General features: G+C 46.7%; 28 protein-coding genes and 1 pseudogene. 23 read left to right on the forward strand and 6 right to left on the reverse strand.

The window, feature by feature from the left end; genetic code table 11:
- Positions 1–2 precede the first annotated feature (2 nt).
- The 13 genes from AAHF05_RS23155 (at position 3) to AAHF05_RS23215 (ending at position 10,830) form a co-directional block, all read left to right on the forward strand.
- Positions 3–494, forward strand: coding sequence for a DUF3085 domain-containing protein (locus AAHF05_RS23155; RefSeq protein ID WP_001371932.1), 492 nt, complete (start codon positions 3–5; stop codon positions 492–494).
- A 552-nt stretch (positions 495–1,046) separates the two neighbouring features.
- Positions 1,047–1,250: a hypothetical protein gene (locus AAHF05_RS23160; protein WP_000781547.1), complete on the forward strand. Its 204-nt coding sequence runs from the start codon at positions 1,047–1,049 to the stop codon at positions 1,248–1,250.
- Between the two features lie 54 nt (positions 1,251–1,304).
- The gene (locus AAHF05_RS23165) at positions 1,305–1,529 is read left to right on the forward strand and encodes a hypothetical protein (protein ID WP_000551490.1); all 225 of its coding nucleotides are present in this window, start codon (positions 1,305–1,307) and stop codon (positions 1,527–1,529) included.
- 39 nt (positions 1,530–1,568) lie between these two features.
- On the forward strand, positions 1,569–1,769 hold the full coding sequence (locus tag AAHF05_RS23170) for a hypothetical protein (protein ID WP_000814953.1): 201 nt from the start codon (positions 1,569–1,571) through the stop codon (positions 1,767–1,769).
- A gap of 222 nt (positions 1,770–1,991) precedes the next feature.
- Positions 1,992–2,303 (forward strand): hypothetical protein, encoded by a 312-nt coding sequence (locus AAHF05_RS23175; protein ID WP_000633161.1) that lies wholly within the window; start codon positions 1,992–1,994, stop codon positions 2,301–2,303.
- 53 nt (positions 2,304–2,356) lie between these two features.
- On the forward strand, positions 2,357–2,533 hold the full coding sequence (locus tag AAHF05_RS23180; protein ID WP_000802040.1) for a hypothetical protein: 177 nt from the start codon (positions 2,357–2,359) through the stop codon (positions 2,531–2,533).
- Positions 2,534–2,678: 145 nt separating this feature from the next.
- Positions 2,679–2,960 carry a hypothetical protein gene (locus AAHF05_RS23185; protein ID WP_000703842.1) on the forward strand — a complete coding sequence of 94 codons (282 nt, stop codon included), beginning with the start codon at positions 2,679–2,681 and terminating at the stop codon, positions 2,958–2,960.
- A gap of 216 nt (positions 2,961–3,176) precedes the next feature.
- On the forward strand, positions 3,177–3,782 hold the full coding sequence (locus tag AAHF05_RS23190; RefSeq protein WP_000137794.1) for a hypothetical protein: 606 nt from the start codon (positions 3,177–3,179) through the stop codon (positions 3,780–3,782).
- A gap of 332 nt (positions 3,783–4,114) precedes the next feature.
- Positions 4,115–5,484, forward strand: a protein-coding gene (locus AAHF05_RS23195; protein ID WP_085949440.1) for an IS3-like element ISKpn8 family transposase whose coding sequence is annotated in 2 segments (ribosomal slippage) — positions 4,115–4,595 and positions 4,595–5,484 — 1,371 coding nt in all. Because the reading frame shifts where the segments join, the coding sequence is not laid out codon by codon here.
- Positions 5,485–5,658: 174 nt separating this feature from the next.
- On the forward strand, positions 5,659–6,999 hold the full coding sequence (locus tag AAHF05_RS23200) for an ISNCY family transposase (protein ID WP_000589001.1): 1,341 nt from the start codon (positions 5,659–5,661) through the stop codon (positions 6,997–6,999).
- A gap of 421 nt (positions 7,000–7,420) precedes the next feature.
- The gene (locus tag AAHF05_RS23205; RefSeq protein WP_000219087.1) at positions 7,421–8,659 is read left to right on the forward strand and encodes an IS110-like element ISEsa2 family transposase; all 1,239 of its coding nucleotides are present in this window, start codon (positions 7,421–7,423) and stop codon (positions 8,657–8,659) included.
- 475 nt (positions 8,660–9,134) lie between these two features.
- Positions 9,135–9,707, forward strand: a complete 573-nt coding sequence (locus AAHF05_RS23210) for a cytochrome b/b6 domain-containing protein (protein ID WP_001515348.1) — start codon at positions 9,135–9,137, stop codon at positions 9,705–9,707.
- A gap of 199 nt (positions 9,708–9,906) precedes the next feature.
- Positions 9,907–10,830, forward strand: coding sequence for a cation diffusion facilitator family transporter (locus AAHF05_RS23215; RefSeq protein WP_000167917.1), 924 nt, complete (start codon positions 9,907–9,909; stop codon positions 10,828–10,830).
- 121 nt (positions 10,831–10,951) lie between these two features.
- Here AAHF05_RS23215 and AAHF05_RS23220 read toward each other — a convergent pair.
- Positions 10,952–11,068: pseudogene (locus tag AAHF05_RS23220) on the reverse strand (hypothetical protein); the annotation flags it as partial.
- Between the two features lie 24 nt (positions 11,069–11,092).
- On the opposite strand from AAHF05_RS23220, the gene relB reads away from it, so the two are divergent.
- From relB to AAHF05_RS23235, 3 genes are all read left to right on the forward strand, one after another.
- Complete coding sequence (relB, locus tag AAHF05_RS23225; RefSeq protein ID WP_000534858.1) at positions 11,093–11,332, forward strand: type II toxin-antitoxin system antitoxin RelB; 240 nt, start codon at positions 11,093–11,095, stop codon at positions 11,330–11,332.
- Positions 11,332–11,619 carry a type II toxin-antitoxin system mRNA interferase RelE gene (relE, locus tag AAHF05_RS23230; RefSeq protein ID WP_000323025.1) on the forward strand — a complete coding sequence of 96 codons (288 nt, stop codon included), beginning with the start codon at positions 11,332–11,334 and terminating at the stop codon, positions 11,617–11,619. Before relB ends, relE begins: the two co-directional genes overlap by 1 nt.
- A 71-nt stretch (positions 11,620–11,690) precedes the next feature.
- Positions 11,691–11,849 carry a type I toxin-antitoxin system Hok family toxin gene (locus AAHF05_RS23235; RefSeq protein WP_001447866.1) on the forward strand — a complete coding sequence of 53 codons (159 nt, stop codon included), beginning with the start codon at positions 11,691–11,693 and terminating at the stop codon, positions 11,847–11,849.
- Positions 11,850–12,457: 608 nt separating this feature from the next.
- Here AAHF05_RS23235 and AAHF05_RS23240 read toward each other — a convergent pair.
- From AAHF05_RS23240 to AAHF05_RS23260, 5 genes are all read right to left on the reverse strand, one after another.
- Complete coding sequence (locus tag AAHF05_RS23240; RefSeq protein ID WP_000332796.1) at positions 12,458–12,778, reverse strand: hypothetical protein; 321 nt, start codon at positions 12,776–12,778, stop codon at positions 12,458–12,460.
- A 281-nt stretch (positions 12,779–13,059) separates the two neighbouring features.
- On the reverse strand, positions 13,060–13,263 hold the full coding sequence (locus AAHF05_RS23245; RefSeq protein ID WP_001015183.1) for a hypothetical protein: 204 nt from the start codon (positions 13,261–13,263) through the stop codon (positions 13,060–13,062).
- Between the two features lie 46 nt (positions 13,264–13,309).
- Positions 13,310–13,660, reverse strand: coding sequence for a hypothetical protein (locus AAHF05_RS23250; RefSeq protein WP_000743059.1), 351 nt, complete (start codon positions 13,658–13,660; stop codon positions 13,310–13,312).
- 59 nt (positions 13,661–13,719) lie between these two features.
- Complete coding sequence (locus AAHF05_RS23255) at positions 13,720–14,322, reverse strand: hypothetical protein (protein WP_012695474.1); 603 nt, start codon at positions 14,320–14,322, stop codon at positions 13,720–13,722.
- Positions 14,323–14,417: 95 nt separating this feature from the next.
- Positions 14,418–15,362, reverse strand: a complete 945-nt coding sequence (locus AAHF05_RS23260; RefSeq protein WP_000778029.1) for a DUF5417 domain-containing protein — start codon at positions 15,360–15,362, stop codon at positions 14,418–14,420.
- A 510-nt stretch (positions 15,363–15,872) separates the two neighbouring features.
- Here AAHF05_RS23260 and AAHF05_RS23265 point away from each other — a divergent pair.
- The 7 genes from AAHF05_RS23265 to AAHF05_RS23295 all read left to right on the forward strand — a co-directional run bounded on the left by AAHF05_RS23265 (position 15,873) and on the right by AAHF05_RS23295 (position 20,530).
- Positions 15,873–16,049: a hypothetical protein gene (locus AAHF05_RS23265; protein WP_001371930.1), complete on the forward strand. Its 177-nt coding sequence runs from the start codon at positions 15,873–15,875 to the stop codon at positions 16,047–16,049.
- 416 nt (positions 16,050–16,465) lie between these two features.
- Positions 16,466–17,650, forward strand: a complete 1,185-nt coding sequence (locus AAHF05_RS23270) for a hypothetical protein (RefSeq protein WP_001272971.1) — start codon at positions 16,466–16,468, stop codon at positions 17,648–17,650.
- 65 nt (positions 17,651–17,715) lie between these two features.
- Positions 17,716–17,997, forward strand: coding sequence for a hypothetical protein (locus tag AAHF05_RS23275; RefSeq protein WP_000708863.1), 282 nt, complete (start codon positions 17,716–17,718; stop codon positions 17,995–17,997).
- Positions 17,998–18,311: 314 nt separating this feature from the next.
- Positions 18,312–19,013: a hypothetical protein gene (locus AAHF05_RS23280; RefSeq protein WP_004248818.1), complete on the forward strand. Its 702-nt coding sequence runs from the start codon at positions 18,312–18,314 to the stop codon at positions 19,011–19,013.
- 134 nt (positions 19,014–19,147) lie between these two features.
- Positions 19,148–19,444: a hypothetical protein gene (locus tag AAHF05_RS23285; RefSeq protein ID WP_000856246.1), complete on the forward strand. Its 297-nt coding sequence runs from the start codon at positions 19,148–19,150 to the stop codon at positions 19,442–19,444.
- A 44-nt stretch (positions 19,445–19,488) separates the two neighbouring features.
- Positions 19,489–19,926 (forward strand): hypothetical protein, encoded by a 438-nt coding sequence (locus AAHF05_RS23290; RefSeq protein WP_000286108.1) that lies wholly within the window; start codon positions 19,489–19,491, stop codon positions 19,924–19,926.
- A 67-nt stretch (positions 19,927–19,993) separates the two neighbouring features.
- Positions 19,994–20,530 (forward strand): hypothetical protein, encoded by a 537-nt coding sequence (locus tag AAHF05_RS23295; protein ID WP_000800251.1) that lies wholly within the window; start codon positions 19,994–19,996, stop codon positions 20,528–20,530.
- Positions 20,531–20,727: the final 197 nt, after the last annotated feature.

Here is a 20,727-nt window from a genome sequence, read left to right on the forward strand (position 1 = left end):
CTGTGACCACTCTCGTATTTGAAATGGCAGATATCAATAAACTGATCGAAGAAATTCGCACCGCAAAAACGTTTTCGGTCACCCCAGATCAGATCTATGACCCGGCATGCTATCCGGGGGGAGCCCTCCTTAACGCTGAGGGACAGACTGAAGAAGAGGCGCGTAAAGCTGGTAGGGTTTTCTTTCCCTCATCCTCAAAAATTGCCAGCACACATCTGGTGCCAAAAGTGCTTCTCGCGCACAGTCATGGTGTATACCTGATCACTAATGCTGAGCTTGAGGGCTCTCCCGCATCCCGCGATACTGTGGCTTACGCCCAGGGGATGAATCCAAAACTGGATGAGGACTGGGATTACGCTTGTGATGCCGCTTTGGGTGGGTCTGATTGTAGCTATACCATTCCCGTTGAGTGGCTGGAGTTAGCGGTAGAGCAGGGTTTTCAGGAGTTTCGACTTCGAATGAGTGAAACCAATATCAAACTTGTCAGCAAATAGTATGTCCTTGCTGTTTCCAGTCAAACATTGTCCGCCAGTCGAGCTGCTGGCGGATTGTTTTATATAAGGCCGGGAAGGTATGTCAGGTTTAAGCAGTTCCGCCCAGAAGCTTACAAGGGCGCAGATTTACGTGTTAAGACGGATGGCATCCGGCACGATCTATGATATCTCTGGCAATTTCAGACGGGCCAGAGAACGGCGTACGTTTATGGGGAATCCTGATGATGTGACGTGCAGGAGCTCTCCGGTCCTGTTCCGGCTGGGCCTCGTGGAGTTATGCCAGCCAGTAAGGCATCTGGAGCCAGGTTTATACTATCGGCTCAAGTTGAGCTCCTCAGGGCATGAAGCTCTTAAGGCGAACGCACACCTCTAACATTTGAGATAGTTCGTTCGCAGCCAGGAAAGTAACTTTCATCTCAAGTGTGACCCTTACTACCTCATTTATGAGTAAAACCCCCCTCTGATATGTCGAAAATGCTCATTTATACGAAAATAGTTTCTCTTCAGGTGTGATGTAATTACTGAGAATTCTCCCTGAATGGAAGGCAACCGATGAAAATGTTTTTTACCCCTTATGTTCGTATCGTTTTCTATTTTTGCGCATTGATTTTTATTGTTTACAGTTTCAGTGATTTTTTCCAGGGCGTCCCTGACAGCACCTTCTTCAGTGCGGTCATCACGCTACTTGTTATCGGAACCATTGTTGCCCGGCATCTGGATCGCAAAAAATCTCTCAAATATACTTCACAGATTTAAGTTTCCACTCAGGCCACTCTCGGGTGGCTTTTATAATTTAATAAGGACCGGTTCATGCATAACCACGAAATTCAGACCATTGCTATATTTAGTGCCCAGTATAAAAACATCGAAGATGCTGAAAATGCAGGTGCTTTATATTCAGTAGATATTGAATATCCGATGACACTAAATGATTTATCGCGGCTTTGCGACTCTATTGCCGAAGCAGTAGGTGTGCCTGGCGGCGTCAAATACCAGTTCGTGTCCCAGCCGGAAGCGCATGAAACCAGCTTCTGATAACCAGTAACCAAACTGCCTAAAAGCAGGTGCAAAGCCATGAAACAAACAAAGTCTTCTATGTCACGTATTGTGCAGCTGTACGACGGGAGCCGATACGGAAACTGCGAGCAGGCTGATAACGAAGGAGAGCTTTTTACGGTGGTGTTGAATAAGCCTTCGCAGATCGATGACATCCGTAAAATCGTAGACACAACCGCCGAAGTACTTGGCAAAGCTTTGCCAGTACTCCTCTTTTAAAGCTTACATCCGTGAAGGATAATTACGGTCTTACTACTTTCAGTTTTTCATTCCAGTGCCGTCCATTTTAATTTATCGATTTTAAGCGGTCGGCGCTATTTCATTGTTTCTTTTCCGACTGTAATTCCTTATATATAGGAATATTTCAAAGAATTTATCTCAGGTTATTTGTGGCGTGGTGCCAGTTGTTATAATGATTCCACATAATCTGGAGAGTCAATCATGATCACATCTCTAATGAATTTCCGCGATTTAACCGGAGAGGCAGTCATCCAGGCGCGGCAATGCGTTATTAATGCTGAGATCGAAGCGGCCCGGGAAAAGGTAATTCATGCTCGTTCGTTATTCAAAGCGGGTATACATAATGTTGTAAACGGTAGTTCTGGCATTAAGGCTGCGGCAGCACATTTTCTGGTGATAAAACGTTTACAGACTGACACTCGGTATCTGGACGCGGTTATCACTGATAACCTTTGCATGTTTTCTCCTGAGGGTTATCTGTATCTGTTTATGCAACAACGTTATTTCCTATAAAACAATGGGTTAGGTAAGTATCTTTCCATTAAAAACATTAAAAAGGTGACTTGATGAAACCATTTGGACTTGCCGGAAAACCCCGGCCCGAACCTTGCGGCTGCTGCTGGTATACCCGTGAGGACTGCCCTTACGTCAGCGCAAAACAGATCTATCGCCGCAGGCAGCGCAAGGCAGAACGCCAGCGTCAGCGCAGCACCATTGTGATGGCCGTTTCTGAATTTCGCTGACCTCTTCTGGAAATATCATTTTTTCTCCAGAAGAATTTTAAAATAAAGGGAAATCTTTTCACGGGTATCTGATGTTTATTGTTTATGGTAAATTGCGCCACATTAATTGTTTGTGGCGCAGTTCGTGATGGCTTAAGGATATAATATGAAAATCAGCCAGCTGGAATCCGGGATGCAGGTTTGGTCTGTAACCCGTACCAAAATGGGAAATACCACCATTTCAACGGTCATTGTCCACCCCGTTGTCATTATTGAAATTCATGATAACCATGTGATTGCTCGCTGGAACGGCAATGCACCACGTCGGTTTGGAGAAACGGCTATCAGGGGCTGGAAGAAGGAGAAGCCACTGCTTGTCCGTGAGCCTTTCGGAAATGTTCGTCTGGCCACCCGGGCTGAAAAAACCGCTATGCAGGAAAAAGAGTAATACCCCCTTTTAGCACCCACAATTTCACCGTCCATCTGCCTTTAACCTTGCCTGTTATTAACGGAATCCTTTCTGACTGGGCGGATCCCACGCATAACCTGAACTGTTGGCTAACCGTCTTACAGCCAAATTCCCTCCTTTATCTGGCAGGAGTGCGTCCGTGAGCTCTGTATGATCTACGTGTTTGTTAAGTAGAGCACATAACAGGAGTGGGGTATGACTGAATTAAATAAAAGCCCGTCCGGTTTTTCCGGAGCTGATGTCAGTAAAGAACAGGCTGCCATAAGGGCACTTGTAGAAAGAGTAGTGACCAACTATCGCAGCCGGACAGCACCTGATCGGGTTCAAAAGGCTTCGGTAGCGTTTAATGGGGGATTAATCCTGACCCTGATGCTGGCCTTGACGCTATTGGGCTACCTTGTGGCGGAATTGCTCAGGGGGTATGTTGCGGATAGTTCACCCTATGTGCCCGGTCTAAGTTATTCGCAATTTTCGATGCTTATGGTCGTTGAGCTGTGTCTATGCTTTCTTGCATGGTTTTTGGTTGTCACAGGGGACTATCCCCGGCCGTGGATATTTCAGGTAGTCCCGATGGAGCAGTACTGGTTCTTTGACGAAGTGGATGACGACGATCTTGCCCGGCTTTCCTGTAACCCTTACATCAAGCGCTGGCTACTTGATGAAATGTCCGGTATTCATCGACTGACCTACACGAGGCTGCATGATCGACTGGAGCGCATCTGTAATATTGCATCCCATCTCGAATACAGCCGTATTCAGGCACATAAGATTTCCCTAATCAACGGAAGCAGTGCCTCCTGATCCTACCATTGCATCCGGAAATTAAACGGGCAGGAACTGCACTGTATGTTCCGACCCAGCAGCTGCCCGTTACCCTTTTCTTTAGTATAAAATGACTTTCGCCGACAACCGGAAGTGAATCATGTCAAATAAATGAAAAATCAGTAATTTATGTAGGCGGGGTGTTTGGCTGATCAGGGCAGGGTGGTATAATAACGCTGGTGCTGGAGGCTTTTGCCCCAGCCAGCGGTAACACTGTTTGACTGTGGTAAAAGCAGAAAGCCCCGAGTAATTTTTCAATTAACCTGTACTGCACCCATTTTGTTGGACGATGAAATGGAATAGTCCCTGATATGTCAAAGCCAAAATACCCCTTCGAAAAGCGCCTTGAAGTCGTGAATCACTACTTCACAACTGATGATGGTTACAGGATCATCTCTGCACGTTTTGGTGTGCCTCGAACCCAGGTCAGGACGTGGGTTGCCCTCTATGAAAAACATGGAGAAAAAGGTTTAATTCCCAAACCTAAAGGCGTTAGTGCTGATCCAGAGTTGCGCATTAAGGTCGTGAAAGCCGTGACCGAGCAGCAGATGTCCCTCAATCAGGCTGCTGCTCACTTTATGCTTGCTGGTAGTGGTTCTGTAGCCAAGTGGCTGAAAGTCTATGAGGAGCACGGAGAAGCTGGTTTACGCGCACTCAAGATCGGCACCAAAAGAAACATTACAATGTCAGTTGATCCAGAAAAAGCGGCGTTAGCATTGGAGCTGTCGAAAGACCGACGTATTGAGGATCTTGAAAGACAAGTTCGATTCCTTGAAATGCGGCTTACGTATCTAAAAAAGCTGAAAGCCTTAGCTCATCCCGCGAAAAAGTGAAAGTACTCAACGAGCTAAGGCAGTTTTACCCTCTTGATGAGCTTCTCAAGGCAGCGGAGATACCGCGCAGTACGTTTTATTACCATCTAAAGGCTCTCAGCAAGCCTGATAAGTATGCGGATGTTAAAAAGCGTATTGGTGAGATTTATCACGAGAATAAAGGTCGTTACGGATACCGTAGGGTAACGTTGTCTCTCCATCGAGACGGGGAACGGATTAACCATAAAGCCGTTCAGCGCCTGATGGGAACCCTCTCGCTTAAGGCAGCGATTAAGGTCAAGCGATACAGCTCCTACAGAGGAGAGGTAGGGCAAACCGCCCCCAATGTTCTCCAAAGGGATTTCAAGGCTACACGGCCAAACGAGAAGTGGGTTACCGACGTTACTGAATTTGCAGTCAATGGGCGAAAGCTGTATTTGTCTCCAGTAATAGATCTCTTCAACAACGAAGTTATTTCTTACAGCCTGTCGGAAAGACCTGTGATGAACATGGTCGAGAATATGCTCGATCAGGCATTCAAAAAGCTTAAGCCTCACGAGCATCCTATTCTGCACTCTGACCAGGGATGGCAGTATCGTATGAGAAGGTATCAAAACATCCTTAAAGAACAAGGCATTACACAGAGCATGTCCAGAAAAGGCAATTGTCTGGATAATGCAGTCGTGGAATGTTTCTTTGGAACCTTAAAGTCGGAGTGTTTTTATCTTGACGAGTTCAGTAATATAAGCGAACTGAAGGATGCTGTTACGGAATATATTGACTACTACAACAGCAGAAGAATTAGCCTGAAATTAAAAGGTCTGAGTCCAATTGAATATCGAACCCAGACCTATGTGCCTCGTGTTTAACTGTCCAACTTTTTGGGGTCAGTACAACCCGAGGCCCCTGTATGCTAGTCACATTCAGAGTAGCCTCTTGCCTGCTTAAATGCAAGGAGAAGAAGGCCATTGTTAACACCAAGCTGTAATGTCCCCTTTGAACCATTCTAAAATGTCCCCAGACAATTCTCTGGGGGATTTTTCATGATCAAAGAGACTGTTACGATGAGTCATAAGGAACTCGACCGACTTCACATTATTCAGGAGTCACTTAATCGCCATATTACTCAGGAACAAGCTGCGGCACGCATTGGCATTTCTATTCGGCAGGTTAAACGTCTGGTGCAACGGTATAGAAATGAAGGGCCTTCTGGTCTAGTTTCCCGCCGACGTGGAAAGCGTCCCAATAATTCCTTTTCTACCGAATTCAGAGCAACAGTAATTTCACTCCTCAAAGGCCGCTACGCTGATTTTGGACCTACGCTTGCGTGCGAAAAATTGCGCGAGATACACGGCTTGTGTTTATCCATTGAAACTCTCAGGAAGTGGATGGTAGAGGAGGGCATATGGCGCGAACGTCGTCGTAAGTTTGCCCGAATTTATCAGCGCCGGATGCGGCGCCCATCCTACGGTGAACTCATCCAGATTGATGGCTCGCCTCATGACTGGTTTGAAGGTCGGGGCCCCAAATGCACACTGATAGTCTTTATCGATGATGCTACCAGCGCTCTGATGGCGCTACGATTCGCTCCTGCAGAAACAACCCGGGCTTACATGGAAACCCTCCGGGGTTACCTTAATGATCATGGCGTACCACTGGCTCTCTATTCTGACAGACACAGTATATTCAGAGTAAATAACCCGGAGCGGGAAGGAGAGTTGACTCAGTTCACACGTGCGATAAAGACACTGGGCATCGAGCCAATCCATGCCAACAGCCCGCAGGCAAAAGGGCGGGTAGAGCGTGCCAATCAGACACTGCAGGACAGGCTGGTCAAAGAAATGCGGCTTCAGGGTATCAGTGATATTGAAACAGCAAACGCATGGTTGCCGACCTTTATTGAAGCCTATAACAACCGGTTTGCTACGCCGCCTCGTATTGCTGATAACGCCCATCTTGATGTACACCATTCTGAAGAGGAACTGGGTTATATCTTCAGCCTCCAGGCGAAGCGCGTTCTCTCCAAAAATCTCACTTTCCAGTACAAAAGCAGTGCGTTTCAGATTCGCAGTGAAGGCCGGGGATATCGACTTCGGCATTCGGTTGTCACGGTATGCGAAAGCTTTAACGGTGAAATTAAGGTTCTGTATGATGGGAAAGCGTTGGGATGGGAAAAATATGTTGATGGCCCGGAGCCTATACCACTGGATGATGAAAAAAGTGTCCATGAACGTGTGGATAATGCCCGTTTTGATTTACGCTCAAAATTCTACGTAAAACCTAAAGCTGACCATCCTTGGCTCACGCGCCGCACGCAAAGTAATCAGCAAGTGAAGCCCCCTAAATTACCCAGAAAGAAGGCTGATCCCGATAAAATGGACTGAAACCAGGCGTTATTCAGTTGAGTGCATATCCAGTCATAGGATAGATTCTTACGTAGCGTTTCTGGCGTGCATTTTCGGGTGGTTTGTTACTGTTTTTAACGGGGACACGTCAGAAACGCGCTCAGGCCGTCTGAGCGGTACGCGTAATGCGGCGTTATGGTAAATAGCCTATGCTAATGTCCGCTAAGAGCGAGATATAGTCATTCGTACCCTGAGAATTACACTTTGAAGTGATTCAGGGTATGCGCTTACTGGTTACGAATATTGAGCGAGAATCATGTGATGATCGCCGCTTTTCTTTCGAGCCAGTAGGTGCTCCACGTTCGCTAACGAATACTCAGGGCATGCAGATAAACTGCTGGCTATATTTCTTTCGAAGAGCGTGGAATGCATACCAATCCCCGATAAAAAGGAGTTGGTGATGACTGTGACTAATCAATTTGCTGCGCACGTTGGTCTGGACTGGGCTGATAAAAAACACGATGTCTGTGTTCAGTTTAAAAACGGTGAACGCGTATTCGATGTGATTGAACATACAGCAGAAGCGCTTGATGCCTGGCTTACTGAGTTACACCAGAAAGTAAAAGGTAGAATCGCAATAGCTCTCGAACTGAAGAAGGGCCCCGTGGTATATGCTCTTCAAAAATACCCCTTTATCACCGTTTTCCCCGTCCACGCATTGTCCCTGGCTCGTTATCGGCAAGCCTTCTCGCCCAGCGGCGCTAAAGATGATCCGCAGGATGCCGAGCTGGCATTAGAGTTAATGCTGCGTTACCCCCAGAAGATAAAAGCTATTGAACCCGACAATGCGGATATTCGCTTACTTCAGCAACTGGTTGAGCAACGTCGTCAGTTGGTTGAAGATAAACGACGCTTTGTGAACCGGATAATCAACACGCTTAAACAGTATTATCCTCAGCCACTGGAGTGGTTCTCACATCGGGGTAGCTTACTGTTGTGTGAGCTGATTATCCGGTGGCCCAGTCTGCAACAACTGAAACGAGCCAGACGCGACACGATCCGCAACTTTCTGAATGCCAAAGGTGGTCGCGCTATGGCCCTTACCGAGCAACGTGTTGCGAGTATTGATAATGCGATCCCATTGACTACAGACCCGAGTGTTATAGAGGCTAATGCTTTGATGGCAGCAGCACTGGCGACACAAATTAAAGTCGTGAGTGAAATCATCAAAACCTATGACGAACGAATCGAAACGCTGTTTGACACATTGCCAGATGCGGGGCTGTTCAAATCACTTCCGGGCATGGGACCGTGCATGGGCCCACGGATGCTTGCTGCACTTGGTGATAATCGTGACCGGTTTAACAGCGCTGAAGAAATTCAAAACTACGCAGGTATAGCACCGGTGACCGAACGAAGCGGCCAAAAATCATGGGTTCACTGGCGATGGCAATGTGCCAAGTTCGTCAGGCAGACCTTTGTTGAATGGGCTGCCAAGACGGTTAATTCATCATACTGGGCCAAACTGTATTATCAGGGCCTTAGAGAAAAGGGCAAATCTCATCAGTCTGCGATCCGGGCACTGGCGTTCAAATGGATAAGGATCATTTACCGCTGCTGGAAGGCCAGAACCTGTTATGACGAAGCGAAATATTTGCTGGCTCTCGAAGCGAGACACTCGCCCTTACTGAAGCCATAAAAAGCTTGTCGAATGTCTCAGGGCGTGAAGCGGACATTGCAGACTGCCCAGTAGAAAAAGTGCTATCAGAATTATCTAAAGGAAGATCGTATTTACCATGTCTCATTCTAACTGTTTAATAAATTACAAAAATTAAAATTTCCATTTAATATCATCGCGTTAAGCAAGAGAATTAAACCTCTCATTTAATTTATGATTCTTATTTAATTCATGAGTTGGTGTAAAAATAGGTTGCCGCACTATAGAAAGACACATATTTAAACCCAGCAGGAAATCATATTTGAAAGTAATGTGTTTAAGGGGCTGCGTAACAAGAACAGCAAGTAAACACATAGTAATAACAGTTACCATTCCCATTTCGCAAGTGGCCATATCAGAGGTGAACTAATGCCTGCTGCAATTTTAAGAATTAAGGTTATCCTAATAATTCTTTTGTATGATTAAGATCATCGATAAATTTACTAAGGACTCATTAATGAAATTGCGACTCTGGAATCTATTACCCCATGATTACGCTCCTTTTTTTCGTATTCTTCACATCATTGTGGCATTTCTAATATTATCACAAATTATTAACTCTAATCTGACAGAGACCGAAGCAATTGGTGAACATAGTCTTGAAGGAGTTATAACCTGGATGCACATTATTTCAGGGTTAGGACTGATTATTTGTGGTTTTATTATGTTAAGTTGGATGCTTACTCAAAGAGGTTTTACTTATTATTTTTCATGGGTAGGGCTTGACTTTAGTGGTATTAAGCAAGATATAAAAACGTTGACTAGTTTCCGACTGCCCGATGCACATTCGGGAGGTATTGCCAGTACAATCCAAGGATTTGGAGTTCTAGCATTGCTAATTGTAGCACTTTCAGGTGGCCTATGGTTCTTGTTGAATACCATGCAGTCAAATCTGGCTGAAACAGTAATCCACTGGCATAAGTTCTTTACTACTTTCATTGAGGTCTATTTTTATGCACATGGTGCAATGGGAGTTTTGCATATTTTAATTGAAAAATATAAAAGCCGCTCAGTTAACCTAAGTGACTAATCTGTTGTGAGATAATATTACTTCAAGTTGAAGAAAACCCTAAAAATAAAATTTAGTTTACTAGAAGATGAAACAGCACTTGCAGAGACTTTTTAATTAAATTTAATAAAAACGAAAAAATATTCATGGCGAAATGATTGTTTAATTATCTATCATGGATAGAAATGTGAGTTAGTCGTCCTATTTTAGGAAGTTAATAATGACTAAAACAAAAGGGTTACCTCGTCCGCTGACGCACTACGCTTGGCTTTCCATTGCCACGGCTATTGCCACTATCGGACTCAAAGGTGTGGCGTGGAAAATGACCGGTTCGGTCGGTCTGCTATCTGATGCCATCGAATCCGTAGTTAACCTCGCAGGAGCCCTAATGGCGCTCTGGATGCTGACCTTGGCTGCGCTTCCGGCCGATGAGAACCATGCATATGGGCACGGCAAAGCCGAATATTTCTCGAGTGCTTTCGAAGGATTTCTGATCCTATTGGCGGCAGCCAGTATCGCCTATACCGCAGTTGAGCGGATGTTAACTCCACAGCCGCTTGAGGAGATTGGTCTCGGATTACTGGTTTCAACAGTCGCATCAATCCTTAATTTTGTGACGGCTCGCATTTTGTTAAGGGCTGGCAGGCAGCACAACTCTATCACTCTTGAGGCAGATGCTCATCACCTGCTGACCGATGTCTGGACGTCGGTCGGTGTCATTTTTGGTGTCGGACTGGTTTATCTGACCGGCTGGTTTTGGGTCGATCCGATCGTTGCATTGCTGGTCGCAGCCAACATCGTTTGGACTGGTTATCAGCTTATGAGTCGTTCAGCTGCAGGTCTGATGGACGTATCGCTACCCACGGAAGAACTCAAAAAAATCGAGTCACTGCTGGCAGGATATCGTGAACAGGGGCTTGATTTCCATGCACTACGTACACGCCAGGCTGGCGGGCGGGCGTTTATGACAATGCACATCCTAGTTCCTGGGCGATGGACTGTTCAATATGGGCACGACTGGGCCGAGCGTATAGAGAATGATATCCGCACCGCACTGCCTTTTATCCATATCACCACTCATGTGGAACCGTTGGAAGATCCCGCGTCAATGAACGACCAAACGCTCGACATTTCTGATCACTAAACTAACCACATGTCGCTGGTCGGGCAGGGTAACAAACCTCGCTCTACAAAAATTTCAGGTATTCTCTATAATTCTGAGGGTACTTGATGTGACCTGCGCCCAATTGTTGGGCACGCAATATTTTTAAAAAGTCCGCTTCTGGCACAAAGCGGACAGTGATCACCGTTCTTACGACTACTTTCTGACTTACTTCGTGACTTGCCCTAAGCATGTTGTAGTGCGATACTTGTAATGACATTTGTAATTACAAGGGGTGTAAGACATGGGTAGCATTAACCTACGTATTGACGATGAACTTAAAGCGCGTTCTTACGCCGCGCTTGAAAAAATGGGCGTAACTCCTTCTGAAGCGCTTCGTCTCATGCTCGAGTATATCGCTGACAATGAACGCTTGCCGTTCAAACAGACACTCCTGAGTGATGAAGATGCTGAACTTGTGGAGATAGTGAAAGAACGACTTCGTAATCCTAAGCCAGTACGTGTGACGCTGGATGAACTCTGATGGCGTATTTTCTGGATTTTGACGAGCGGGCACTAAAGGAATGGCGAAAGCTGGGCTCGACGGTACGTGAACAGTTGAAAAAGAAGCTGGTTGAAGTACTTGAGTCACCCCGGATTGAAGCAAACAAGCTCCGTGGTATGCCTGATTGTTACAAGATTAAGCTCCGGTCTTCAGGCTATCGCCTTGTATACCAGGTTATAGACGAGAAAGTTGTCGTTTTCGTGATTTCTGTTGGGAAAAGAGAACGCTCGGAAGTATATAGCGAGGCGGTCAAACGCATTCTCTGAACCAAAGCATGACATCTCTGTTTCGCACCGATGGTGACACTTCTGCTTTGCGTTGACAGGAGAAGAAGGCCATGAAAATGCCGAACCAACCCATTGTTTTGTGCATATTAATAGTTTGTTTAACGCTGTTGATATTCACCTGGCTCACACGAAACTCGCTTTGCGAGTTGCGGATGAAAGACGGAACAAGGGAGGTATCTGCTATCCTGGCCTACGAATCCGGTAAGTAGCTGACAAAGAGGGGGGCAACCCCCTCTTTTCGGGGTGTGGATTAGTATGCCATCGGCACCTTTTGAAAGGGTTTCTCCAGTCGGGGAAACCCTTTTTTCCTCCCGTCTTGTGGCATATAGCCTTTTGTATAAATCAAGAACCAGACCCAAAGAGTCCCACTTCACGCAAACCGTTCAAAAGCCTTAGCGTAATCCAGTCGGGAAAAATTTCACCGGTGCTCGTCCGGGCACGTACCGGAAACAATGGACTTCTCACTGGTCGGTAGCTCATAGAACGTAGCCATTGCGGTCAGTCCTTATTCTGTACCCAGTAGAGTTTTATGGCCGTCTGGCAAATCGTTCAAACATTGTCATTTCTGTTCTCGCTGCATCCGGTCAAATGATACGGTGAATTCAGCTCATGGGCATTCGCATCGCAGTCTACGAAGGCACCAGAAGTTTGAGGATGTTACGCAAAGAACAGTTATCAGGTTTGCTGGTGGGCGTAATGCCTACCTCTACTTTACTTCATAGGGATTCTTCTGCGGGGAAGCAAGAATTGACTCAACGTTGTCCGGTCGTACCAGATTTGTCGCGGAAAGCGCCTTTTTGTGAGGGGGGCCGCAGCGCTAAACCTTTTCCTGGAACGACATGAAGGACAGCAGAGCGTCCGCCCTGGAGGACAGCTCAATACAGTCTCCACGCTGCGGTTCTATCTCTTCGTCAATGGTTTCATTGTACCAAATACGCAGCCGCCATCCCTTCGCAGGGAAAGCGCTCTGCATCGCCAGGACCATCCCCTCCGGCGACAGCAGTTCTCGACAGAGGTAGCAGGCCCCGATCCGGGTTGAATCCCGCAGCCACATTACGGGATACTCTTTAACCAGTTGGTCATACACGCATTCTGCCATATGAAAGTAATTTTCGTCAGCCCTGCAAAAATCACACATTCGATTTCCTTAAATGGTGTTCATCGAGATAATTCAGAAAGTTGATTCGCCAAACTACGGGGCATTTCTTTAATGGCGGAGCTTTACATCACTATTTCTGTCATTTTCAAATCCGCCGGATACAGCAATAATTGCACCGAACAGCGGTTTGAACTGCAATGCATCCGTAGGGTATGCGACAATAATAAGGCTCTTCCCGTACTCTTAAAAATGGAAGAGTTTAAAACCCATACTGCTGGGATGAGCGAAGCACGGTACATTATGCCAGCGTATAAGGGCCGTCATAACTTGTTTTTTTCTAGAACACGGCGAAGTTTTCTTACCTGGGAAGCTGTGGAAAGCGTACCGGTTCGGGGATGGCATGCGCTTGCCTTTTCACCTGGTTTGAGTACATAGGCTAATGCCAGCTCGTTCAGAGCCGCCTCAGCTTTCAACAGGGCCTCAATGGCCGTGTTCAGGTATACAGTTCGGCTCTCATGGTTCATCAGGATTTTCCTCACAAGGGTAAAAATGACAGGCGATACCTGCCGTTTACCCTTTGTCTCCGTTAAGAATGGCATCACGGCAGGCTTCCCAGATTACCTGGGCATTAGCATCACACTCCACGAACCCGCCGCACTGATCGTATATCACCTGGTATACCTCAGGGGGAATCTTCCCAGGCGCAACCGGAGTTGAGCGTTTGCCTTTATGAATCTCATCTGCGGTATCACAGACAGCGTCGAGATGCCGCGACATCCACTCAGATAATTTCAGACCCTCTCGATTTGCCTGTTTTACATAGCGAACCTTTCTGGAAACCGTAGATCGCATCTGAATCTGTGTCACAGCTGGCACATCTTCTTTCATGGCATTCTGTAATGCAGCTTTGGGCTTTTTCATGTTCATGGTTGCTTTAAATTATTCTGGAGTTCGTCTGATATAAATGCTGACGTGATCTGTCAGCGTTGCTTAAATAGTTTATCGCCTTCCGCCAGTTCGCCGTTGAGCTGTTCAATCACGCTCCAGATGAGCCGATCATCCGGCGTTGAGCCTGCACACTCTTTCACGACCGCCACGGGTCTAAATTCTTCAGGGTCTGCCTGCCCGGAGGTGAAGAGCCTGCTCTCAATCCAGTGGGCCCCCTCTGTGCAGCAGTGGCAACTGGTTTCAGGTGGTTCATCCAGACCGTCCACTCCACAGGCTGAGCAGGTGAACAGTTTGCGAGACCCACCAGCCAGTGGCGTATCGCAAGCTGCTGGAAGTGCGCCAGCATTGCGCCAGTACAGCACATGATTTGAATCGTAGCAGTGTCCATGAAGCAGAAGCGAAACGCCGCAACTGCGAGTTTCAATGGCTTTGCCTGTGCCAAGGTATTGCCCGATCTCGTCCCATACGTCCACTAAGGTGTCAGGCAGCGGACGCGTAACAGGGAACTTAGCGCAGTCGTCCGGGGTGCCTTTAATGCAGCAGAGGGCCGAATACGCAAGCTCCTGCATTTCGTAGGAGTACTGACCACATACCACGCGTTCCAGTTTGTCGATTAGTTGTTCTTTATTCATCATACTCAGCCTTATTAAACAAATTCATTACGCCACTGGCACCATCTGGCCGGAGCAGACTGCGGCCCGGTAGTAGAGCCGCAGGGGGTGTCGCTGGACTAACAGGTGCTCAGTGAGTCCCGCACTTCCTCATGACTGGTCATTTTCAGAAGAAGCTTTCCAGGGCAGCGTGGTTCCGCCTGTGAACGGGTGACGTCTTCGTTGATTGCCTGGATATGAGCAGATTCAACGGTCCGACGCTGTACGACATGGTTGCTCAGGTTGAATTCGCACTGGAGCCTTCTGGCATCAGAATCCGCGTTCATTGCAATACGTTCATCAAAGCGGCGGTTCATTCGCAGAGCCTCTTCGTGAGCTGCATCAACAAGGGTGCGTCTGGTGACATAGTCGTTACCAGCAAAAAACGATAGCTGAGCGTGTTCCGAAGAGTAGTCGGAGCTTCCCTTACAACGGGCAATCGCGGCTTCAGAGTGCAGGATTAATGAACTCAACCGTGAACAGACGTCATTGATGGTGCCGGTTTTCAGACAGTCGTGGATAAGTGTCCAGGCGGAAATGCTCAGCGGGCGGCTGGTGATCACATAGGGATTGTAATGATCAACCGTTACGATAGTACGCAGTGAATGAAGCGATTCGGACTGCGTACGTAAGTCACGGCGAACAGTACATGCCACCGAGGCAACATCTTTACATTCTTTGTCGGACATCGAGTCCAGTACGCGGATCTCCACCTCTGCCGCCTTTGAGGCGATATGCGCACTAATCTCACCCTTAAGACGTTTGTAGTCAGCCTTGAAGCTTCCCACGCTGTCAATATCGATCCAGTAACCACAGCTGTAACCAGCATTACCAAACTCGTCATCTTTCTCATAGTTCGGACAGCCGTCATTGCTCCAGCCAGCTTTTTCCAGCAGCTCGTCAATAGCGACCAGCTCAGCCATTGGTGCATGTTCGATAATGAAATAATGGACACGGCCCCAGGCATATGCGCGTGAACGGCCATCAACAGAAGTATCAGAAGTCGTCTGACGGGAAAGTTTCATGAGGTACTCCAGTTCTGCCCGGTACCGCCGGGGCGGTGGTGCGAAAGCCGCACCATGAATGACACTATGATCCTCCTAACTTCTATTGTCAATACAATTGAAGTGGCGTTGTATTTATTCATTATTTGGACCCGGCTCGTACGGAACGACCGTCGGGACTTGCCAATTATTCTGCGGTGAGCAGGGGGAAGGGAACATCCCACCGCTTGTTTCAAGATGTACAGCCAAGGAGGGCGCAGAATGCCTGACAGAATCATCGTGCAGCGGTAGCGAAAGACCTGACAAACGGGAAAAGTATCCTTTTATTCCAAAGCCAACCTCAGCTTTTAATGTCGCCAGTACGTTTCTTAAACATGCCAAATCGGTCTCTTATACGGCCGGATGGGCCCGATGAAAACGATAAAATGAGAAACAGAACCCGACACATCGCTGCTCTCTGGGAAAGCCGGTCAGCAGATGGAGCGCCAGGAACTAAATCCGCTGGTTTTAATAATGATTGAGGAGAACAAGATGAAAGATAACAAGACACGTCCTGTAGACTCGTATGCTCATGCTGATTTCATGGAGTCCGTCTTCAGCAACCTCAGGGCTTTCTGTGATGCGGAATGCCAGCGGCTAACTGCCGGTTATCCCCCAACTGTCAAACCAGAACAGCAAAGCACTGACGGCCAGCTGTCGGCGGCATAAATCATTACCTGCCAGTTCGTTCAAATTTCCGCTTCCTTAAGCCCGGGCCAAAAGCCCGGCTCAATCCAAAAACTGAACGTACCGGTTTACCTCTATATCTCCTCAATCCCCTGCGACTTACAAGAGACCCGCACCGGTTTAGCCATTCCTGTCCTGCCACTCTCTCATCACTGGCCCAGACAACCGGAAAAGTAACTTTTCTCTCCGACTCACCTTCTGAACCAGCTATTTTGCTTAAACGTAAAAACGGCCCACTGTTGTGAAGATTTAAAACGGACGGATCGAGTAGTATTGTCTCAGGAATTTTTTTTAAGAAAAGTTACTTTTTCTTCTGTGCAACCTATTAGAAAAAATGTCGAACCTGGTATTGTTGTGTTGTAGCGCAGTTAAACAACCAACCAAAAGAGAGAACAAAAATGTCCGCAATCGAAACTGAAGTAAAAAACAACAGCAACGAAATCAGCCTTCGTGGTTACCTGGAACGCACTGGTAACGGTGCCCGTAAAGGTAACGGCCTTATCATTGACCCTTCGGTTGTTGTAGAGCAGGAAGGCTTTAACACCCGCACGGCCGGTATGGGCGAGCTCTACTATTCAATGCCTCACGTTGTGGAACACCTGAACAGCCTGGCCGATGCCTACATGGAAGACCCGTTCAGCGTGACGCCTATCGTTGTTCAGATGGTTAATGGCGTACCTGTACTGCGTCAGGGGGCTTGCCGTATCCGTTCCATCGCTATTGCAAACCGCCAGCTGGAAGCAGAAGGGCGTGAACGCATTACTCGTATTCGCTGCGAAGAGTTTCGCGGTAGCGCTTCAAAAGCAGAACTCTTCACCCTGACCGGCAACTCCAACCTGGCGCTGTCTGTCGTAGCTGAAGCGCTTTCAATTAAGCGTCTTGTTGAAGATAAAGAAGAGCCTAAGACCTTTGCGGAACTGGCAAAAAAACGTGGTAAATCAGAGCAGCATCTTCGCCAGATGGTTCGCGTACTGGACCTGCCTTCTGAACTACAGACCATGCTTGTGAGCGATCAGGTGAGCATGTACGTTGCGCTGGACGAGTATATGTACAGCGGTGAGGATGCGGTAGATAACATCAACAAGGCGATCTCCATCTATGGTAAAGCGACGAAAAACACGCTGAAATTCGTCAAAGCTGCCAAGGTAGAAGAGCGCATGGCAGATCCGCAGACTCCGGAAAACTCCGGTGATGAGCAACCGGCAGGTAATGCTACCGTTAACACCCCGGTACCGGATCAACTGAATGATGAAAGCAATACAGAGACGCTGGTTACGCCACCGGTACAGGAACCAGCTCCGGCTCCAAAGGACAGCGCTCCTAAACAGAACCCGGCAGGTAAAGCACCATCCATGTCCAGCGTTCTGAACAAAAAGACCGTGACCGTCATTGCCGACACCGCGATCCCGATTTTTGAACGTATTGCTGAAGAAGCCAAGCTTAAAGAAGGTGAATCTGTCAGCACTGATACTTACACGCTTGTTCTGACCAATGATGAAATGAACGATATCATCAATGCTCATGCTGACCTGAAAGAGTACCTGCGTAAGCATGCTGAGAAGATGAATAAGGGACAGGCATGATTTTCTGACCGACCCCTCCATCCGGACGGGTCGGTAACTTTTTCAGGACAAGGGGAAACAGGGCAATGAAGAAGGCTTTTATCAACGTAGACAAGACTAACCCACTGCCAGTCCTGACGGATTCGGTGACCCGGGTAAGTATTCAGTGCACGGCAAAAGATGAAAACGGGGCAGGGATCGAAGTGAACATCCTCGACCTGATTCAGGATCATGATACGGATGAAGTGAAAGTGCAGTTTGGGAGCTCGCCTGTTCAGGCTCTGGCGATGCTCCGCCGGGTTATGACAGCACTGGAAAAGCAGGCAAATGCAGAACTGCAACAGAATTCCTGCTCGCGTATGCAGTAAACGGTAAAAGCAGAATGTTCCCTACTGGATAAACCCGGTGGACCTCACGGAGAGCAAGTCACCGAATGGTTCACTGTTAAGTGATATACATCCGGATTTATAAGGTTTTGCAGCATCCGAATAGGCAATAAATAGAATTATTTTGATTTATCTCAGCAAGGAAATGGAAAGCTACCAGATTTTAGGATAGCGAAATGCCTGTATCGCTACTCTGCTGAATTAGAAATGATTTTAAACGCAATGCATAATGATAGAATAGCAATGCCTTTAATTATTTGTCACGTCTGAATTATATGTAGACTTACGGAGAGGATATGGTAATTACTTATTCATTATCGGAAACGTTTAATATGTTTTTACGCGAGATTATTGCATCTGGACTTGCAGTTTTTTGCGCATGGTGCGTTTTGTGTCTTTTCTCTGATCAGGAACGAGGTAAAGAGGTTCCTGTTTCTATGAAAAAAATAACTTCAAAGTCAGCTTTCTCCTACTTTATCAGTTCTCAAATTGCCGCTTTTATTATCTCCTTGTTGGGTTCAATCTTAAGCACGAAATGGGACAACATCGTCTGGAATGATGAAATAAGACAGTTTTATCTGCATGTAGGATTTGGGCTGGTAGCTTGTGTATTCTGTCTGCTTGTAATCTTGCATGAGAAATTTATCAAAAGAAATTTAAATGTTTATTCTGGTTATTGTGGTTCACTGGCAGTTAGTCTCACAGGAATCTTTGTACTTTGTGCGTTATATCTGACATTTTCATTACCATTTCATTATGAAGAACGTCTACTTAATGATGCATCCTTGGTGGCTTCGGATGGCGTTGAAAATTCAGTCGTTTTTGCAGACGGTCGTTACTGGGTTTTTGAACTGGGCTTACCATATTTCAAACAGTCATTGCTCAAAGAGGTAAGAAGGGGCAGGTACCAGCTAATCTGCACTACAGAAAAAAAAACAACATGCTGGTCTGGCAAAAAACTTCCCGAAAAACCAACCTCTTTGAAAGCTAGTTCATAAAGATTTAAACTGCTCGCTTAAATCCACACTGGTCCAATTTTGAAAATTTATTGTGTTTTTAAAAGAAATTACAGTGTGGGTTATTAGCCAGTAGGTCGGAGTTTTATATAATACCCAAAAACACAGGAGGTATTATGAAAACCAATCTGGCCTATGCATCTAATTGCTCCGATTCTGTCTACTCCTATATTTATCAGGCACTGCAACAACGCTCTGGTGCCGAGAATGAAAGCCTTTATCAGCAGGCCATTTCCAGCTGCTGCACAGATAAACAAAAAAAGAAACTGGCCGGGTATTATGCCGGTCCATGGCAGCTGCTATTCAACGCGTGGTGTAACAATCGCGTCCCTAACACAGCGGTGCTGGCCCTTTTACTCCAGCAGTGCTTATCTCATTTCCAGTGCGAAGAAGTGATCGCAGCCTGGCAGTAACCCTATCAAGCCCCTTCGTATAGCGGAGGGGCAGGAGATATCTCATGTACAGAAACGACAGAAACGTGGATTCCTTCAACCTGGTTAATGCTCTTCAGCCGGTCTTTCGTAACACCGGCTGTGGGATGTTTGAATATGATCGTAAAAAGCAGAATGAAACCGCTGATTCAATCTTACGAGCGTTGGCGTTAAATGCCGATTTCGCGAGGGCCTTAAAACAGTACGTCCGGATTAATTCTGTACGACGGGTTGTTCAGTTCGATGACGGCTCGGTTCGCTATGGTATTCATGCCGAATTTGAAGGGCATAATAAAATTAATTCCTTCCGTATTTTTAAAGATGAAGATACAGACGCATTTGACTCCTATTTTTATTCGGTTTGCGATAATAAAGCTGAGCTGGTGGATTTTAAAATGGACTCTCTCGATATTCAATTGCAGGCAGTTTTTGAAAAGGTGACAGGTATTTTTCTGTCACATTAAATATTCAAATTTTCAATCCTCGGGCTGATAGACAAAAAACGCACTTTAGAATATAGATGAGATGAATATGAAAAACGTAAATATTTTGGATACCGATATTGCGGCCATTAATGCTCTTTCTGGCGTAGAACTGACTGACTTTCTCACTGCCGGGTATCAGGTAAACTGGTTAGGAGAAAGGGAGGTTTCGCTGGTGGGCTTTCCGTGTTTAGCAAGCAACAAGCAGCCGGTAGAAGTTGGTCCCGGCATTTTCATTAATCGCGTGTACAGCAGAGACAGCCAGTCTCTGAGCGGGAAATTGCGCTATGACCTGTCTAATGGTCTGGCAACGAGTGCATTTTCATTTTTCTCCCAGTCAGGCTGGTATGGGGGATTCCGTGTCGTATCTTTCCGTGACAACGGGCCAGCTGCGTTAATCAACATTGGTATTGTCCATGAGAATGTTTTGAATGCATTTTGTGCTGACTTCCCCCGGGCCAATGTGAGCGTAACCCGTTTTCATTGTGGCATGACGCTTGAGCAGATCCGAATGTTCATTTCAGACACTGCTTACGATATGCCGCTTTATAACAACGAGTCTGACTTTCGCAGGCTCGCCAGTTAGCATGGAGGCTGACTTCAGTGCTTACGCCTAAAAGCCGGTGAGCGAGGTGGCGGAACCGGTTGGCTTCGCCCAGTCTTACTTACTTCTCTCAAGGTACTGCGCTGCAAGCGTACGTAAAAAAAGTAAGTAGCTAAATGGCGTGAGCGATTAGTTCTATACGGGAAGAAGTCATAGTATTCTGAAATGATAGTTATCTC

Source organism: Enterobacter adelaidei (genome assembly GCF_041937165.1).
GTDB classification, from domain to species: Bacteria; Pseudomonadota; Gammaproteobacteria; order Enterobacterales; family Enterobacteriaceae; genus Enterobacter; species Enterobacter adelaidei.

Bases quoted from the DNA above. Each gene is read 5' to 3' on its own strand.
- AAHF05_RS23160 (WP_000781547.1), top strand. From the start codon at position 1,047: ATGAAAATGTTTTTTACCCCTTATGTTCGTATCGTTTTCTATTTTTGC.
- AAHF05_RS23165 (WP_000551490.1), top strand. From the start codon at position 1,305: ATGCATAACCACGAAATTCAGACCATTGCTATATTTAGTGCCCAGTAT.
- AAHF05_RS23170 (WP_000814953.1), top strand. From the start codon at position 1,569: ATGAAACAAACAAAGTCTTCTATGTCACGTATTGTGCAGCTGTACGAC.
- AAHF05_RS23175 (WP_000633161.1), top strand. From the start codon at position 1,992: ATGATCACATCTCTAATGAATTTCCGCGATTTAACCGGAGAGGCAGTC.
- AAHF05_RS23180 (WP_000802040.1), top strand. From the start codon at position 2,357: ATGAAACCATTTGGACTTGCCGGAAAACCCCGGCCCGAACCTTGCGGC.
- AAHF05_RS23185 (WP_000703842.1), top strand. From the start codon at position 2,679: ATGAAAATCAGCCAGCTGGAATCCGGGATGCAGGTTTGGTCTGTAACC.
- AAHF05_RS23190 (WP_000137794.1), top strand. From the start codon at position 3,177: ATGACTGAATTAAATAAAAGCCCGTCCGGTTTTTCCGGAGCTGATGTC.
- AAHF05_RS23200 (WP_000589001.1), top strand. From the start codon at position 5,659: ATGATCAAAGAGACTGTTACGATGAGTCATAAGGAACTCGACCGACTT.
- AAHF05_RS23205 (WP_000219087.1), top strand. From the start codon at position 7,421: ATGACTGTGACTAATCAATTTGCTGCGCACGTTGGTCTGGACTGGGCT.
- AAHF05_RS23210 (WP_001515348.1), top strand. From the start codon at position 9,135: ATGAAATTGCGACTCTGGAATCTATTACCCCATGATTACGCTCCTTTT.
- AAHF05_RS23215 (WP_000167917.1), top strand. From the start codon at position 9,907: ATGACTAAAACAAAAGGGTTACCTCGTCCGCTGACGCACTACGCTTGG.
- relB (WP_000534858.1), top strand. From the start codon at position 11,093: ATGGGTAGCATTAACCTACGTATTGACGATGAACTTAAAGCGCGTTCT.
- relE (WP_000323025.1), top strand. From the start codon at position 11,332: ATGGCGTATTTTCTGGATTTTGACGAGCGGGCACTAAAGGAATGGCGA.
- AAHF05_RS23235 (WP_001447866.1), top strand. From the start codon at position 11,691: ATGAAAATGCCGAACCAACCCATTGTTTTGTGCATATTAATAGTTTGT.
- AAHF05_RS23240 (WP_000332796.1), bottom strand. From the start codon at position 12,778: ATGTGTGATTTTTGCAGGGCTGACGAAAATTACTTTCATATGGCAGAA.
- AAHF05_RS23245 (WP_001015183.1), bottom strand. From the start codon at position 13,263: ATGAACCATGAGAGCCGAACTGTATACCTGAACACGGCCATTGAGGCC.
- AAHF05_RS23250 (WP_000743059.1), bottom strand. From the start codon at position 13,660: ATGAAAAAGCCCAAAGCTGCATTACAGAATGCCATGAAAGAAGATGTG.
- AAHF05_RS23255 (WP_012695474.1), bottom strand. From the start codon at position 14,322: ATGATGAATAAAGAACAACTAATCGACAAACTGGAACGCGTGGTATGT.
- AAHF05_RS23260 (WP_000778029.1), bottom strand. From the start codon at position 15,362: ATGAAACTTTCCCGTCAGACGACTTCTGATACTTCTGTTGATGGCCGT.
- AAHF05_RS23265 (WP_001371930.1), top strand. From the start codon at position 15,873: ATGAAAGATAACAAGACACGTCCTGTAGACTCGTATGCTCATGCTGAT.
- AAHF05_RS23270 (WP_001272971.1), top strand. From the start codon at position 16,466: ATGTCCGCAATCGAAACTGAAGTAAAAAACAACAGCAACGAAATCAGC.
- AAHF05_RS23275 (WP_000708863.1), top strand. From the start codon at position 17,716: ATGAAGAAGGCTTTTATCAACGTAGACAAGACTAACCCACTGCCAGTC.
- AAHF05_RS23280 (WP_004248818.1), top strand. From the start codon at position 18,312: ATGGTAATTACTTATTCATTATCGGAAACGTTTAATATGTTTTTACGC.
- AAHF05_RS23285 (WP_000856246.1), top strand. From the start codon at position 19,148: ATGAAAACCAATCTGGCCTATGCATCTAATTGCTCCGATTCTGTCTAC.
- AAHF05_RS23290 (WP_000286108.1), top strand. From the start codon at position 19,489: ATGTACAGAAACGACAGAAACGTGGATTCCTTCAACCTGGTTAATGCT.
- AAHF05_RS23295 (WP_000800251.1), top strand. From the start codon at position 19,994: ATGAAAAACGTAAATATTTTGGATACCGATATTGCGGCCATTAATGCT.